The organism is Arthrobacter globiformis, from assembly GCF_030815865.1.
Classification (GTDB): domain Bacteria; phylum Actinomycetota; class Actinomycetes; order Actinomycetales; family Micrococcaceae; genus Arthrobacter; species Arthrobacter globiformis_B.
This window is the reverse complement of record NZ_JAUSXI010000001.1, coordinates 1,902,289-1,917,449: the sequence shown is the minus strand read 5'-3', so window position 1 is coordinate 1,917,449 and position 15,161 is coordinate 1,902,289. Positions and strand designations below refer to the sequence as shown.

Genomic DNA, 15,161 nt, shown 5'->3' with positions numbered 1-15,161 from the left:
GCTACGCTCCTGCCTGTTCGGTGATGCCGGCGGTTCCCGCCGCAGACAATGCGACCGTCCGCTTCTCAATGCGCTTCTCGGACTCGGGCACCACCACCACCCGCTGGACGAAGATGCCCGGCAGGTGGACGTGTTCGGGGTCCAACTCCCCCGGCTCCACGAGTTCCTCCACCTCCGCGATGGTGATCTTTCCCGCCATGGCGCAAAGGGGGTTGAAGTTCATGGCCGTGGCGTGGAAGACGAGGTTCCCGTGGCGGTCGCCCTTCCAGGCGTGGACCAGGCCGAAGTCGGGGGTGAGCGACTCCTCCAAAACGTAGTCGACGCCATCGAAGGTCCGAACTTCCTTCGCCGGGGATGCGATGGCGATGCCGCCGTCGGCGTCGTATTTCTGCGGCAGACCGCCGTCGGACACCTGGGTCCCCACGCCCGCCTTGGTGTAAAAAGCGGGGATGCCGGCGCCGCCGGCGCGCAGCTTCTCCGCCAGGGTGCCCTGCGGGGTCAGGACCACCTCCAGTTCGCCGGCGAGATACTGCCGGGCGAACTCCTTGTTCTCCCCTACGTACGAGCTGACAGTCCGGCGGATCCTGCCGTCCCGGAGGAGGATCCCCAGGCCCCAGTCGTCCACGCCGCAGTTGTTGCTGACAGTCTCCAGGTCCGTGGTGCCACGGCGATGGAGGGCGTCTATCAGCGCCACCGGGATCCCGCACAGGCCAAAACCCCCGACGGCGAGCGACGCGCCGTCGGATATGTCGGCGACCGCTTCGTCAGCGCTGGCAACAACCTTGTCAATCATCGTTGATCCTTTCGGCGTCTCCACAGACTTTCGACAGACACGGCCACCGGGCCTGTTACAGCCCCAGTTCCCGGGCGATCAGCATCAGCTGGACCTCCGTGGTGCCCTCCCCGACCTCCAGGATCTTGGAGTCCCGGTAGTGGCGCGCCACGGTGAACTCGTTGATGAAGCCATAGCCGCCGAATACCTGGGTGGCATCCCGCGCGTTGTCCATGGCCGCCTCGCCTGCGACCATCTTAGCTATGGCCGCCTGGGTCTTGAACGGCTTGCCGGCGAGCATCCGGGCGGCCGCATCGTAGTAAGCAAGACGGGCCGTATGGGCGCGCGCCTGCATGCGGGCGATCTTGAACGCAATGGCCTGGTGCTTGCCGATATTGGTCCCGAACGCGCTGCGATCCTTGGCGTAACGGACCGAAAGATCCACGCAGCCCTGCGCAGCGCCTGTGGCCAGGGCGGCGATGGCGATCCTGCCTTCGTCCAGGATGGAAAGGAAGTTGGCGTAGCCCCGGCCCCGCTCCCCCAGCAGGTTCGCCTCTGGAACGGTGACGTCCCGCAGCGTCAGGGGGTGGGTGTCCGAAGCGTTCCAGCCCACCTTGTTGTACGCCTTCTCGGCCTTGAAGCCGGGCGTGTCGGTGGGCACCAGGATGGTGGAGATCTCCTTCCTGATGCTGCCGTCCTTGCGCTCCTGCTGGCCCGTGACGGCGGTGACGGTCACCAGCTTGCTGATGTCCGTTCCCGAGTTGGTGATGAATTCCTTGTTGCCGTTGATGACCCAGTTTTTTGCGTCTCCGCTGCCTTCCAGCCGGGCCATGGTTTTCGTGCCGCCTGCGTCCGAGCCGGCCTCCGGTTCGGTCAGGCCGAAGCCGGCGAGCGCCTTTCCGGACGCGAGCAGCGGCAGCCACTCCTGCTTCTGCGCCTCGGTGCCGAAACGGTAGACGGGCATGGCGCCAAGGGACACCCCTGCCTCCAGCGTGATCGCAACTGACTGGTCCACCCGCCCCAGCTGTTCCAGCGCAAGGGCCAGCGCGAAGTAGTCGCCGCCCATCCCGCCGTACTCCTCCGGGAACGGCAGGCCGAACAGGCCCATGTCCGCCATCTGCGAGACCACTTCGTAGGGGAAACTGTGCTCCTCGTCGTGCTTGGCCGAGACGGGCGCCACCACCTCGTCGGCGAATTCGCGGACGGTCTTGCTGAGGTCCTGGTATTCCTCGCTGAGGTCAAAATCGGCCATGGCTAGGCCTCCTTACGTTCATCTGTTGGATCCTGTGTTGCGGCGCCGGCCGCGTGAATAGTGGCGACGACCTGGTCGGCCTTGACCAGGTCACCGGTGGCGACGGTGATATGGACTGTGCCGGAGACTTCGGCAACGAGCTGGTGTTCCATTTTCATGGCCTCCACGGACAGCAGCACCTGTCCCGTCGACACCGGATCTCGGTCGTGCACCGCAACGGAGACGACGGTCCCCGGCATGGGTGACCGGACCTCCGGATCGGCGGCGCCCTCTTCCCGTTCGACGGCGGCCAGCACCCGTTCCAGGCGCGACTCCCGGGTGAGGACTTCGAACCCGCAGGACCAGCCGCCGCTGCCCACGTAAACGTGCCGCGGCCGCGCTTTCCGGCGATGGTCGCCGTCGGAATGGTTCTCCCGGGACACACCGATGGCGAACGTGTGCTGCTGGTCCTCCACCTCGAGTGCGATGACGTCGAGTCCGGGTACGTCGGATCCGTCAGCATTGAATCCCGCCCTGGCCGGTCCGAGGACCCGCACTGTCCGCTCCGGGCCGTCGTCGACGCGGATCAGGGCGTGGCCGGTCTCGGCCGCGCCGTCGCCCTGCCACGTGACGGCCACGGTGGCCATGTCACCGCCGGGAAGGCCGAAGCTCATCCGCCACGGCGCGGGAGCCCCGAGACGCCAGCCCCGGGCGCTGTGCCAGGGCGACCTGGGACCTGATCCGCTGGCACCGGCCTCCCCAAGCCAGCACCGCAGGGCAGCGGCCGCGAGCTCTGTGTCGCCGATGTCCCGGAACGCCAGTTTCGGCATCTTGCGGTCAATCAGCGTAGTGTCCAAGCGGCCGGCGCGGACATCCTCGTCATTGATCAGGAGCCGCAGGTACTCCACGTTGGTGTCGATGCCAAGCACCGTGTACCGCTCCAACGCCGCGTCCAGTTTGTCGAGGGCGGCCTTGCGGTCGGCTCCCCAGGCGATGACCTTGGACAGCATGGGGTCGTAGTCGCTGGAGATTTCCAGTCCCGGCAGCAGCGATGAGTCGATGCGCACGTCCCGGGTCTGGAGAAGACCAGTGCCGGGAGCCGCTGGGGGACCCGGCCGGCCCAGTGGCGTCAAGAGGCCGCCGCGTTCGTCGAGCAGCACCACCTCGCCCGAGGACGGCAGGAAGTTTCGGTGCGGGGTCTCGGCGTAGACGCGGGCCTCCGCGGCGTGGCCGTTAAGAACGACGTCGTCCTGTCCGACGGTGAGCACCTCACCGGCGGCGATGCGCACCTGCCACTCGACGAGGTCGATGCCGGTGACCATCTCCGTCACCGGATGTTCCACCTGGAGCCGGGTATTCATTTCCATGAAGAAGAACTCGTCCGGGGAATCGTCGGAAACGAGGAACTCCACCGTGCCGGCGCCGATGTAGTGGACGCTCCGGGCAGCCTGGCACGCGGCCTCGCCGATCTTCGCGCGGACGGCCTCGCCGTCGGCCAGCGATTCCAGCAGGGGTGACGGCGCCTCCTCGATGACCTTCTGGTGCCGCCGTTGCAGGGAGCACTCGCGCTCCCCCAGGTGGATGACGTTGCCGTGCGCATCGGCCAGAACCTGCACCTCGATGTGCCGCGGGGACGTCACCAGGCGCTCCAGGAACAGGGTGTCGTCTCCAAACGCGCTCGCAGCCACGCGACGTGCAGTTGCCAGGGCGGACGGCAGGTCCTCGGGCCGGTCCACCGCATGCATTCCCTTGCCGCCGCCGCCCGCCGACGGCTTGATCAGCAGGGGGAACCCCACGGCCGGGGCGGCGGTCATGAGATCCTCATCCGTCATGCCGGGCTCGGCGATGCCCGGGACCACCGGAACGCCATACCCGGCCACGTGGTTCTTCGAGCGGATCTTGTCCCCCATGACATCCAGGGCCTCGACCCCGGGGCCGATGAAGGCTATGCCGGCGGCCTCCAGTGCCCTGGCGAAGTCCGCGTTCTCACTCAGGAATCCATACCCTGGGTGCACCGCCTGGGCCCCGGTGTCCTGGCATGCCCTGATGATCGCGTCGATGTTGAGGTAGCTCTGGGCGGCCGCGGCGGGGCCGATCCGGACGGCGGCGTCTGCCTCGCGCACGTGGCGGGCACCGGCGTCGGCATCGCTGTAGACGGCAACCGAACGGATGCCCATGGCGCGCAGGGTCCTGATCACCCGGCAGGCAATCTCACCGCGGTTGGCCACCAGGACGGTGCGAAACACGCTACTAGTAGTCATCGTTGGCTCACATTCGAAAGAGGCCGAAGGAGGTCTCCGGCAGCGGGACGCGGGAGACGACGTCGAGGGCCAGGCCCAGCACGGTGCGGGTGTCGGCGGGGTCGATCACGCCGTCGTCCCACAGCCGCGCCGTGGAGTAGTAGGGGCTGCCCTGGTCCTCGTACTGCTGCCGGATGGGGGCCTTGAATGCCTCTTCATCCGCTGCGGACCACTCCTGCCCTGCTGCCTGGTACTGGTCGCGTTTGACGGTGGCCAGGACGCTTGAGGCCTGGTTGCCGCCCATGACGGAGATCCGGCTGGCGGGCCACATCCACAGGAAGCGCGGCGAATAGGCCCGGCCGCACATCGAGTAGTTGCCGGCGCCGAAGGACCCGCCGATCACCACGGTCAGCTTGGGCACGCGCGTGGTGGCCACGGCGGTGACCATCTTGGCGCCGTTCTTGGCAATGCCGCCCTGCTCGTAGTCCTTGCCCACCATGAAGCCGGAGATGTTCTGCAGGAAGAGCAGCGGAATGCCGCGCTGGTCGCACAGTTCGATGAAGTGGGCGCCCTTGAGTGCCGACTCGCTGAACAGCACGCCGTTGTTGGCCACGATGCCCACGGGGTGCCCGTGGAGCTTGGCGAATCCGGTCACCAGGGTGGGGCCGTAGTTCTTCTTGAACTCATGGAAGCGGCTGCCGTCCACCAGCCGGGCGATCACCTCGCGGACGTCGTACTGGGCGTTGACGTCCGTGGGGACGGCGCCGTATAGCTGGCCGGGGTCGGCAGCGGGTTCGACGGCGGTGTCCACGTCCCACACGGGCGCGGCGGGCCCGGGCAGCGTGGCGACGATGTCGCGGACGATCTGCAGGGCGTGCTCGTCATTTTCGGCGAGGTGGTCCGTGACGCCGGAGATCCGGGAGTGGACGTCGCCGCCGCCTAGCTCTTCCGCGCTGACGATCTCACCAATGGCAGCCTTCACTAGGGGCGGCCCGCCGAGGAAGATGGTGCCCTGGTTGCGGACGATGACCGTTTCATCGCTCATCGCGGGAACGTAGGCACCGCCTGCGGTGCAGGAGCCCATGACGGAGGCGATCTGGGGAATCCCGGCAGCGGACATCCGGGCCTGGTTGTAGAAGATCCGGCCGAAATGGTCCCGGTCCGGAAAGACTTCGTCCTGCTTGGGGAGGAAGGCTCCGCCCGAATCCACGAGGTAGATACACGGCAGCCGGTTCTCGAGGGCGATCTCCTGGGCCCTGAGGTGCTTCTTCACCGTCATGGGGTAGTAGGTGCCGCCCTTGACGGTGGCGTCATTGGAAATCACCAGCACGTGGCGGCCGTGCACCAGTCCGATGCCTGCGATGATGCCGGCGCCGGGCGAATCGTCGTTGTACATGCCGTTCGCAGCAAGCGGGGCGATCTCAAGGAAGGGGCTGCCGTCGTCGAGAAGCCTGTCAATCCGTTCCCGGGGTAGCAGCTTGCCCCGCGCCATGTGCCGCTCACGGGACTTCTCCGGCCCGCCCAGCGCCGCCGTGGCAAGACGTTTCCGCAGCTCATCGGCGAGCGCGCGCTGCGCAAGGCGGTTGGCCTCGAATGCGCTGCCGGCGGTGTCCAGCCGGCTGGCGAGTGTCTCCATTGACCGCTTCCATTCCCGGGCACATCCGGCGGCAGTCCTGCCGCATTTCGGTTAGTGCCTCGTAACTGAGATTAGGTTAGTCTCTAGTAACTGTGATGTCCAACACAGGATGTTGGTAGAGTTCTTTGGGTTCCGAGGAGGAAATGTGCCCACCACAGATCACGGAGAGCTCACCTCTCCCGGCCAGGCCGCAGACGGCCGCGAGACATCCGGCCCGACGCAGCGCAGCCGGGCCAAGGAGTCCCGGCGGCAGGCGCTCCTGTCCGCTGCGGCCACGCTCTTCGCCGGCAACGGGTTCAACCGGGTCTCCCTCGAGGACCTTGGCGCCGCCGCAGGCGTAAGCGGACCTGCCGTGTACCGCCATTTTCCCGGAAAGCAGGCCGTGCTGGGCGCGTTACTGCTCACCGTCAGCCAGGACCTGCTCGACGGCGGCCGCCACGTGGTTGCCGACGCCGCCGATCCCTCCGCCGCCCTCTCCCGGCTGGTCCAGTTCCACGTGGACTTTGCCCTCAGCAACCCCGACGTGATCCGGGTGCAGGACAGGGATTTCAGCAACCTGACCAGCGAGGACCAGGCACAGGTACGTGCCCTGCAGCGCAGTTACGTGGAAGTGTGGGTCGACGTGCTCGCCGGCATCCATGGCACAACAGACACGGCCGACCTCCGCATGCGCGCCCACGCGACATTCGGCCTGATCAACTCCACGCCGCACTCCGTCCGGAACCACGGCAGTCGGATGGCCATCAGGTCGGCGCGGCCGCTTCTGGAGAACATGGCGCTGGCGGCCCTGCTGGTGACAGCCAGCCCGCTCCCCGACTAACCCTGCTGGCCGAGTATTCCAGCGCTGGGTCCCGCGCCTGCCGCCCGAGCGTGAGCGGCAGGCAACCTGGAAAACTCGCGGCTAGGCCATCGCGAAGGCCATACCGGGATCCGCGAGGAGAGCGCCCACATCGGCCAGGAACCTGGACCCCTGCTCGCCGTCCACCAGCCGGTGGTCGAAGGAGAGGCTCAGTGTCATGACCTGCCTCAGCGCGACCTGGTCCTGGTACTCCCACGGGGCTTTCCGGACGGCGCCCATGGCGAGGATCGCGGCCTCCCCCGGGTTGAGGATGGGCGTGCCGGCGTCGATGCCGAAGACACCGATGTTGGTGATGGAGATGGTGCCGCCGGAGAGGCCTTCCGGGCTGGTCTTCCCTGCCCTGGCAGTGTCCGTCAGTTCTGCGAGAGCGGTGGACAAGTCGACGAGCGCCAGCCGGTCCGCATCCTTGATGTTGGGAACGGTGAGGCCACGCGGGGTTGCGGCCGCGATGCCCAGGTTCACGTAGTTGAACTGCACGATCTCCTGGCTGGCCTCATCCCACTTGGCGTTGAGACCGGGATTGCGCCGCAGGGCGATCAGGACAGCCTTGGCCACGAGGGTCAGCGGCGTGAGCTTGTGGCCGGCAAAGGCCTTGCTTTCCTTAAGCCTGGCCAGCAGCTCCATGACCGGGGTGACGTCGACAGTGAGGAATTCCGTCACGTGGGGTGCTGTGAAGGCGCTGCTGACCATGGCGGCCGCCGTAAACTTCCGGACACCCTTGATAGGCGTACGCACCTCACGCTCGCCCTGTGCCGGCGCGGGCTGCAGTTCCTGTGCTGCCAGCCCGTGGGCGGCCGCGGGAAGATCCCCGCCGCCCACGAAATTGCGCACATCCTCACGGGTAATGAGACCGCTGGGGCCGGTCCCGGTGACACTCTCCAGATCGACTCCGAGGTCCTTGGCGAGCTTCCGGACGGGCGGCGTGGAACGGGGCCGCTCGGCGGGGTTGGTGTCGACAGGCTTGGTTTCGACAAGATTGGTGTCGACAGGCTTGGTTTCGACAGGCTCAACCGCCGGAGTCGCGGTTTCGACAGGCTTGGTTTTGGCAGGCTCAACCAGCGGGGCAGGCTCAACCAGCGGGGCAGGCTCAACCAGCGGGGCAGGCTCAACCAGCGTGCGCTGCCGTCGCACGGGACGGCCGGTGCTTTCGACGACGGCGCCGTACCCGACGAGGTTGGGTTCCCTCTTGGGGAGCGCCGCCTCAGCCGGAGCGGCAGCGGCGGTCTGGTTACCGGCGTCGTCCTGCACCTCGAACGAGACAATCGGCTTGCCCACCTCCACAACGGTTCCCGGCTGCTCATGCAGGGCCGTGATCACACCCGCAAAGGGTGAGGGCAGCTCCACCACCGCTTTGGCGGTCTCCACCTCTGCGATGATCTGATTCAGGCTGACAGTGTCCCCCACCCCCACCTTCCAGCTGACGATTTCGGATTCAGTCAGTCCTTCGCCGAGATCGGGCAGCCGGAATTCCTTAATCATGGTGGCGGTCATCCTTCCAGCCCGCTCAGCGAATTCGGCCGGCCCAGCGCGCGGTCCACGCCATCGAGAATCCGGTCAAGATTCGGAAGATGGTGCATCTCCACCTTTGAATAGGGGTACGGCACGTCGAACCCGGTGATGCGGACGGGCGCCGCCTCCAGGTGGTAGAAGCAGCGCTCGGTGATGCTGGCCGCGACCTCGGCACCGAGCCCGCCCGACTGCCCGGCCTCATGGGTGATCACCAGCCTGCCCGTCTTGCGGACCGAGGCCTCCACGGTGGCGAAATCCACTGGAGCCAGCGACCGCAGGTCAATGACCTCAACCGAGACACCTTCGTCCGCGGCCGCCGTGGCCGCATCGCGGGCCGTCTTCACCAGCGGCCCGTAGGCCACGAGCGTGACGTCGCTGCCGTCCGTGACCACCCGGGCCTGGCCCATCGGCGTGGCTGAATTGGGATCGAGTGACTCGTCCACCTCGCCTTTGTCGTGGTAGCGGCGCTTGGGCTCGAAGAACACCACGGGGTCATCACAGGAAATGGCCTGCTGGATCATGGTGTGCGCGTCCTGCGGGCTGGCCGGGGTGACCACCCGAAGGCCTGCCGTGTGGGCGAAGTAGGCCTCCGGCGACTCGGAGTGGTGCTCCGGCGACCCAATGCCGCCGCCGAACGGGATGCGGATGGTGATGGGCATCTTCACGGCACCGCGGCTGCGGTAATGCATCTTGGCCACCTGGGACACGATCTGGTCGAACGCGGGGTAGACAAAACCGTCGAACTGGATTTCCACCACCGGCCGGTACCCGCGGTAGGCCAGGCCAACGGCGGTGCCCACGATGCCGGACTCGGCCAGGGGCGTGTCCACGACGCGGTGCTTGCCGAAGTCCTTCTGCAGTCCGTCCGTCACACGGAAGACTCCGCCCAGGGTGCCGATGTCCTCGCCCATGAGGAGCACCTTGGGATCGTTGTCGAGGGATCTGCGAAGGCCGGAGTTTATTGCCCGCGCAAAGGTCATCTGCGTCATCAGCGTGCACCTTTTTCTTGTGTTGCCCCTGCGGGATCGCCGAAGGAGGCAAGGTAACGGGAGTAGTGGTCCTGCTGGCGGTCCAGCCAGGAATTGGGGGTGCTGTACACGTGCTTGAAGACGTCCAGGGGTTCGGGATCCGGCATGCCGACGCAGCCGGCACGCAGTTCGCGGGCGACGGCGTCAGCCTTGGTCCGCACACCGGCTTCGAACTCCGCGGTGAACAGGCCTTTCCGGTCCAGCAGTGCATGGACCCGGCCGATCGGATCCTTGGCCGCCCAGTCCTCGAGTTCGTTGGGGTCGCGGTACCGGGTGGGATCATCCGCCGTCGTATGCGGGCCCATCCTGTACGTGACGGCCTCGATGAAGGTGGGGCCGCCGCCCCGGCGGGCACGGTCGAGCGCGACGCGCGTGGCTGCCATGACCGCCAGGACGTCGTTGCCATCGACCCGCATGCTGGGGATGCCGAATCCGGCCCCGCGGTCCACAAGCTGGGTGTGGGACTGGAGGCGCACCGGTTCGGAGATGGCCCAGTGGTTGTTTTGGCAGAAGAACACCAGGGGCACCTGGAAGCTGGCGGCAAAGACCATGGCCTCGTTGACATCGCCCTCGCTGGTGGCGCCGTCGCCGAAGTACACAATCGCCGCGGAGTCGGCGCCGTCGTTCTGGATTCCCATGGCGTACCCGGTGGCATGCAGCGTCTGCGCGCCGATGACGATCTGCGGGATGGCCATGTTGACCGCGTACGGGTCCCAGCCGCCGGAGGCAGCGCCGCGCCAGACACGCAAGATGTCCGCCAGGTCCACCCCGCGGCAATAGGCCACGCCGTTCTCGCGATAGCTGGGAAAAATAAAGTCGTCATCCCGCAGGGATCGCACGGACCCCACCTGCGAGGCCTCCTGGCCCAGCAGCGGCGGCCAGAGGCCTAGTTCGCCCTGGCGCTGTAGCGCAGTTGCCTCTTTGTCGATCCGCCGGATCACCACCAGGTCCTCGTAGAGCGAGCACAGTTGCTCGTCCGACACGTCTCTGACCCAGGGGTCATACTCCGGATGGCTGACGCGCTCCCCCGCGGGGGTGATCAGCTGAACCATGTTGTGGCCTGCGCCACCCTGGTGCCCTGCATTATTGTCCTGGCCGGCGGCTGTTCCGCCCTGGCCCGCATCGTCTGTCACCACTGTTGCCGCAACCTTCTGACGTCGTGTAACCATCCCGCGGCAGGACTCGTGATACCGCCGCATTCCGGCCTCCCGGGCGCCTTTGCCCCGGTTAATTGTGACCATACTCACAATGTTCAAGTGGTACAACCACCGCGGCGGAAACTGAGCACAATGCCCTGTTTTGCTCCTTCAGACCGTGCTAGCCTTGCGCATTATGCAAGCTTTGGATGGCACAGACACCCGGCTGCTCTCCGCCCTGGCACAGGATCCCCGCCGTACTGTGGTGGCCTTGGCCCAAAAGCTCGGCCTCTCCCGCAACACCGTCCAAGCGCGGATGGCCCAGCTCGAGAAGAAGCACGCCTTCCTGTCGTTCGAGCGGCGCATCAATCCGGTGTCCCTGGGCTATCCGCTGATGGCTTTCATCTCGGTCCACGTCCAGCAGCAAAAGCTCAGTTCCCTTGCCGAGGAGCTGGCGGCAGTGCCGGAGATCCTCGAGGGCTACGGCCTCACGGGCTCGGCCGACCTGCTGCTGCGCGTGGTGGCATTGGACGCCGAAGACCTCTTCCGGATCAACGGGAAGATCCTGGCCTGCGACGGTGTCGAGAGAACCGATACCGCCCTGGCGATGGGGGAACTGATACCATTCCGGATCCAGCCGCTGCTTGACCGCAACTCGGCGGAAGACTGAGCGCATCTGGCAGGCTGTAACGACGGGAAACGATCGCGGTTCCTGGGGTTTCGATGCAAATGCGCGGGGCCGCTATAGGCTATTCCACAAAGTGACCGGGCGCCGGCCGTGCCCCGTTAGTCGGAGCGCCGCTGGTGCGGTGCCGGAAAGGGCCCACCCTTGAGCAATCCCCCGCTCCCCCCGCAGCAGCCCGGACCCTACCAGCCCGGCCCGCAGCAGCCGTACCAGCAGCGGCCATCCGGCCGGCGGTCCCTTCCGCCTTCCCCGTTCGGATTGCCGGGCCTGCCTCCGGCCCGCAACCGCAAGGGCCTCTGGATCGTCGTGGGCATCGTGGCAGGCGTGCTCCTGCTGGTAATCGCCGGGGTCCTGCTCCTGGTGAACCTCGTGGGCGGGTCCACCCGGCAGGCCGGGGACCTCGCCGACAGCTTCACCAAACTGGTCATCGCCGGCGACACGGACAAGGCCTACAACGACTACATGGACCCGAGCCTCAAGGAGCAGCTGAGTCGCGAGGAATTCGCGTCAGGCGTCAAGAGCCTCCAGCTGGACCCGTCCTGCACCACGGCCTACGACGACCTCAAAGTCAGCACGCAGAACGACAACAACATTGCCGATGTCGCCGGGCTCATCAAATGCCAGGGCAAGGACATCGAAATGGTGTACCGCTTCGCCGGCAAGGACGAACTGAAGCTGGTCACCATCAAGCTCCGGCCAAAGGCCTGACCCTTATCTGACCGCGCACCCATCCAAGCGCACACCGGACCCGAATAGCTTCCGAGAGTCCTGACCGGGGCTCCGCAAATCTGGCCAGGGCTCCTGTCCCGGGCCAGCAACCGGAAGGAATTTGGGCCATGCGCAACTCACCGAACCGTCTTATCGCCACTGTCTTCGGGGCCGTCTACCTGCTGGTGGGACTCGTCGGCTTCGCCGTGACGTCTGGAGTCGGCTTCTTCTCCACCGAAGGCTCCAACCTGATCATCTTTGAGGTCAACCCGCTGCACAACGTGATCCACCTGGCCATCGGCGCCGCGCTGCTCTACTCCGGCGTCAAGGATGTCCAGCTTGCGCGCACGGTCAACACGGCTGTGGGTGCGGTGTATCTGCTGGTGGGCATCCTCGGTCTGTTCCTGCTCAGCTCACCTCTGAACATCATTGCCCTCAACGGTGCGGACAACGTTCTCCACCTGGCGAGCGCCGTCCTGCTGCTGGGCGTCGGCCTGTCCCTGGACAAGGTCCCCGCCACGGCCCGCGCCTAGAAGACCCCGCGCCTAAAAGATGATGAGCAGCCAGTCCATCACTGCGGCCCCGGCAGTCCCGGCAGCGCAGGAAACGTTCCGCTCCAATGCCGTCAGGCTCTTCGCCGGCTTTGCCGGGCTCGGCGCCGCAGCGGTCAACCTCGCCGTCGCCTCCAGCCTGTTTGCGGCCGCCGGGCCGGCCCTCCCAGTGAGGGCGGCCGGCGCCGCGGCCGCAATGCTCTGGGGCACGTCCCTGCTGGCGTGGACGGTTGCCGGACTGAGCAGGAACCGTTTCCCTCTGCCGCGGACCTCCGCCCTCCTGCTGCCCACCGCTGCCGCCGCGCACATTGCGGCTATTGTGCTGGGCGCAGGGAGCGGCATGGCGGGCCTGGGCGTCAGCCACCTCGCCGCCCTGCTGCTGACCCTCATGATCCTCGCGGCCATATCGTGGCTCAGCCGGAGGTCCCCCGATCTTCCCGGCTGTTCTGGCCAGAACATAGCGGCCCGCCTGGGCGCGGGGCCATTGATCGCCGCCGCCTTCGCCGGAGCGCTGCTGGTTGCCGCCATCACGACGCCGGGACTCGCCGCGTCGACGGCGGGCCAGTTCGCGGTGCCGCACGGTGAACACACCGGAGGCCACCACGCGCCTTGAGTAGCAGGCCCAAGACAGCGGCGAAAACACGTCACGAGCCCCCGCGCGCGGCGCGGGGGCTCCTGCCTGATCTCCTGGGCTTTCCGAAGACGGAGTTTGAACGAACCGAAAGCGGCTAGTGCTCCACGGCCTTCTCGGCGCCCACCCCGGTCAGCGACCGGACTTCCATCTCGGCCTGCTTGCTGCGGTCCTCCTGCCTCTTGTCCAGGACCGTGCCGAGCCAGCCCAGCAGGAAGGCCAGCGGGATGGACACGATGCCCGGGTTGCTCAGCGGGAAGACGGCGAAGTTGGCGCCCTTGATCATGGAGGTCGCACCGCCCGACACCACAGGTGACAGCGCGATCAGGATGATGGCCGAGGCGAGCCCGCCGTACATGCTCCAGACCGCACCCTGTGTGGTGAACCGGCGCCAGAACAGGGAGTAGATGATGGTGGGCAGGTTGGCGGAGGCGGCCACGGCGAACGCCAGCGCCACCAGGAAGGCCACGTTCTGGCCGTTGGCAAAGATCCCGCCCAGGATCGCGAGGATGCCAATGACGATCACGGTGCGGCGGGCCACCTTAACTTCAGTGTCGGCGTCGGCCTTTCCCTTTGCTATGACGTTGGCATAGATGTCATGGGCGAACGAGGCGGCGGCGGTGATCGTGAGACCGGCAACCACGGCGAGGATCGTGGCGAAAGCCACGGCCGAGATGAAGCCCAGCAGCAACGGGCCACCCAGGTGGAAGGCCAACAGCGGCGCTGCCGAGTTGACGCCGCCGGGGGCGCCCTTGATGGTGTCCGCCCCCACCAAGGCAGCGGCGCCATAGCCGAGGACCAGCGTGAAGATATAGAACAGCCCGATCAGCCAAATGGACCACACGACCGACTTGCGGGCTTCCTTCGCTGTGGGCACCGTATAGAAGCGCATCAGCACGTGCGGCAGGGCGGCCGTACCCAGCACCAGGGCCAGGGCCAGGGACATGAAGTCCAGCTTGGACGTTTCTGTCTTGCCGTACTGCAGGCCGGGGTTGAGCACGGCAGGGTTGTTCGCCGCCTCGGCCGCGCCGCCCAGCAGGCTGGAGAGGTTGAACCCATAGATGGCCAAGACCCAGAGTGTCATGACGGCGGCACCGGCGATGAGAAGGCAGGCCTTGATGATCTGCACCCAGGTGGTGCCCTTCATGCCGCCGATCAGGACATACATGATCATCAGGGCGCCGACGACGATGATCACCAGGGCCTGTCCGCCCCAGTCGCTGATGCCCAGCAGCAGCGAGATCAGGCTTCCGGCGCCGGCCATCTGGGCCAGGAGGTAGAAGAAACAGACGGCCAGGGTGGAGATGGCGGCCGCGATGCGGACCGGACGCTGCCGAAGGCGGAACGACAGGACGTCGGCCATGGTGTACTTGCCCGTGTTCCGGAGCAGCTCCGCCACCAGCAGGAGCGCCACCAGCCAAGCGACCAGGAAGCCAATGGAGTACATGAAGCCGTCGTAGCCGTTGATGGCGATGGCGCCGGTGATGCCCAGGAAGGAGGCCGCCGACAGGTAGTCGCCCGCGATGGCGGTGCCGTTCTGCGAGCCGGTGAAGGAACGGCCGGCGGCATAGTAATCGGCGGCCGTCTTGTTGTTCCGGCTGGCCCGGAGAACGATGACCATGGTGACGGCGACGAACAGGGCGAAAATGCCCATGTTCAGCAGCGTGGTGTCCTTGAGTGCGGCGACGTCAACCGCTGTGGGAATGGTGATCATTTTGCCCCTCCGCCCTGTGCGCTGCTGCCGGACTTGTCATACTCGTGGCCTTCAATGCCGTGCCGGATGTCCGCGGCGATCGGGTCCAGGCGCCTGTTCGAGTAGCTGACGTACCAGCCGGTGATGGCGAAGGTGGTCACGAACTGCAGCAGCCCCATGATGATGCCGACGTTGATGTTGCCCCACACCTTGGTGGACATGAAGTCCACGGCGTAGGCGGCAAGGATGACGTACGCGAAGTACCAGAGCAGAAACGCGATGGCCATGGGGAACACAAAGCTACGGTGGCGCTTGCGCAGTTCCTGGAACTGCTGCGTGGCCTGGACTTCTTCGAAGTCCGCGGACGCCGCCGCGGCCGGGGTTCGGGCGTCGTTACCCATCATTCCTCCTCGTTGAGACTGAGTCGCACACGGCCGCACTTCACCAGCCAATGTGACTGCCATCACTGTGCGCCGCGGCGG

General features: G+C 66.5%; 14 protein-coding genes. 5 read left to right on the top strand and 9 right to left on the bottom strand.

Annotated features, from left to right (window positions below):
• Position 1 precedes the first annotated feature (1 nt).
• Genes QFZ33_RS08745 through QFZ33_RS08730 form a run of 4 tightly spaced genes read right to left on the bottom strand, consistent with a single transcriptional unit; the run spans position 2 to position 5,879 of the window.
• A complete protein-coding gene (locus QFZ33_RS08745) occupies positions 2-793 on the bottom strand; it encodes a CoA transferase subunit A (protein WP_307026641.1) in 792 nt (263 codons plus the stop codon).
• A gap of 55 nt (positions 794-848) precedes the next feature.
• Positions 849-2,024: an acyl-CoA dehydrogenase family protein gene (locus QFZ33_RS08740; protein WP_307026639.1), complete on the bottom strand. Its 1,176-nt coding sequence runs from the start codon at positions 2,022-2,024 to the stop codon at positions 849-851.
• 2 nt (positions 2,025-2,026) lie between these two features.
• Positions 2,027-4,264 carry an ATP-binding protein gene (locus QFZ33_RS08735; RefSeq protein WP_307026637.1) on the bottom strand — a complete coding sequence of 746 codons (2,238 nt, stop codon included), beginning with the start codon at positions 4,262-4,264 and terminating at the stop codon, positions 2,027-2,029.
• Positions 4,265-4,271: 7 nt separating this feature from the next.
• A complete protein-coding gene (locus QFZ33_RS08730; RefSeq protein ID WP_307026634.1) occupies positions 4,272-5,879 on the bottom strand; it encodes a carboxyl transferase domain-containing protein in 1,608 nt (535 codons plus the stop codon).
• A gap of 145 nt (positions 5,880-6,024) precedes the next feature.
• On the opposite strand from QFZ33_RS08730, the gene QFZ33_RS08725 reads away from it, so the two are divergent.
• A complete protein-coding gene (locus tag QFZ33_RS08725; protein WP_307026633.1) occupies positions 6,025-6,699 on the top strand; it encodes an SACE_7040 family transcriptional regulator in 675 nt (224 codons plus the stop codon).
• An 81-nt stretch (positions 6,700-6,780) separates the two neighbouring features.
• On the opposite strand, the gene QFZ33_RS08720 is transcribed toward QFZ33_RS08725, so the two are convergent.
• Genes QFZ33_RS08720 through pdhA form a run of 3 tightly spaced genes read right to left on the bottom strand, consistent with a single transcriptional unit; the run spans position 6,781 to position 10,411 of the window.
• Positions 6,781-8,229, bottom strand: a complete 1,449-nt coding sequence (locus tag QFZ33_RS08720; protein ID WP_307026630.1) for a dihydrolipoamide acetyltransferase family protein — start codon at positions 8,227-8,229, stop codon at positions 6,781-6,783.
• A complete protein-coding gene (locus QFZ33_RS08715; RefSeq protein ID WP_307026628.1) occupies positions 8,226-9,236 on the bottom strand; it encodes an alpha-ketoacid dehydrogenase subunit beta in 1,011 nt (336 codons plus the stop codon). Before QFZ33_RS08715 ends, QFZ33_RS08720 begins: the two co-directional genes overlap by 4 nt.
• Positions 9,236-10,411, bottom strand: a complete 1,176-nt coding sequence (gene pdhA / locus QFZ33_RS08710) for a pyruvate dehydrogenase (acetyl-transferring) E1 component subunit alpha (RefSeq protein WP_373427340.1) — start codon at positions 10,409-10,411, stop codon at positions 9,236-9,238. Before pdhA ends, QFZ33_RS08715 begins: the two co-directional genes overlap by 1 nt.
• A gap of 196 nt (positions 10,412-10,607) precedes the next feature.
• Here pdhA and QFZ33_RS08705 point away from each other — a divergent pair, with 196 nt between their 5' ends.
• From QFZ33_RS08705 to QFZ33_RS08690, 4 genes are all read left to right on the top strand, one after another.
• A complete protein-coding gene (locus QFZ33_RS08705) occupies positions 10,608-11,081 on the top strand; it encodes an Lrp/AsnC family transcriptional regulator (RefSeq protein ID WP_307026626.1) in 474 nt (157 codons plus the stop codon).
• A gap of 159 nt (positions 11,082-11,240) precedes the next feature.
• Complete coding sequence (locus QFZ33_RS08700; protein ID WP_307026624.1) at positions 11,241-11,804, top strand: hypothetical protein; 564 nt, start codon at positions 11,241-11,243, stop codon at positions 11,802-11,804.
• A 128-nt stretch (positions 11,805-11,932) separates the two neighbouring features.
• On the top strand, positions 11,933-12,337 hold the full coding sequence (locus QFZ33_RS08695; RefSeq protein ID WP_307026622.1) for a DUF4383 domain-containing protein: 405 nt from the start codon (positions 11,933-11,935) through the stop codon (positions 12,335-12,337).
• A gap of 22 nt (positions 12,338-12,359) precedes the next feature.
• Positions 12,360-12,968, top strand: coding sequence for a hypothetical protein (locus tag QFZ33_RS08690; RefSeq protein ID WP_307026620.1), 609 nt, complete (start codon positions 12,360-12,362; stop codon positions 12,966-12,968).
• Between the two features lie 115 nt (positions 12,969-13,083).
• On the opposite strand, the gene QFZ33_RS08685 is transcribed toward QFZ33_RS08690, so the two are convergent.
• Both QFZ33_RS08685 and QFZ33_RS08680 read right to left on the bottom strand, forming a co-directional pair.
• The gene (locus tag QFZ33_RS08685; protein ID WP_307026618.1) at positions 13,084-14,700 is read right to left on the bottom strand and encodes a solute symporter family protein; all 1,617 of its coding nucleotides are present in this window, start codon (positions 14,698-14,700) and stop codon (positions 13,084-13,086) included.
• Positions 14,697-15,080, bottom strand: a complete 384-nt coding sequence (locus QFZ33_RS08680) for a DUF485 domain-containing protein (protein ID WP_307031727.1) — start codon at positions 15,078-15,080, stop codon at positions 14,697-14,699. The genes QFZ33_RS08685 and QFZ33_RS08680 overlap by 4 nt, the downstream gene beginning before the upstream one ends.
• Between the last annotated feature and the right edge of the window lie 81 nt (positions 15,081-15,161).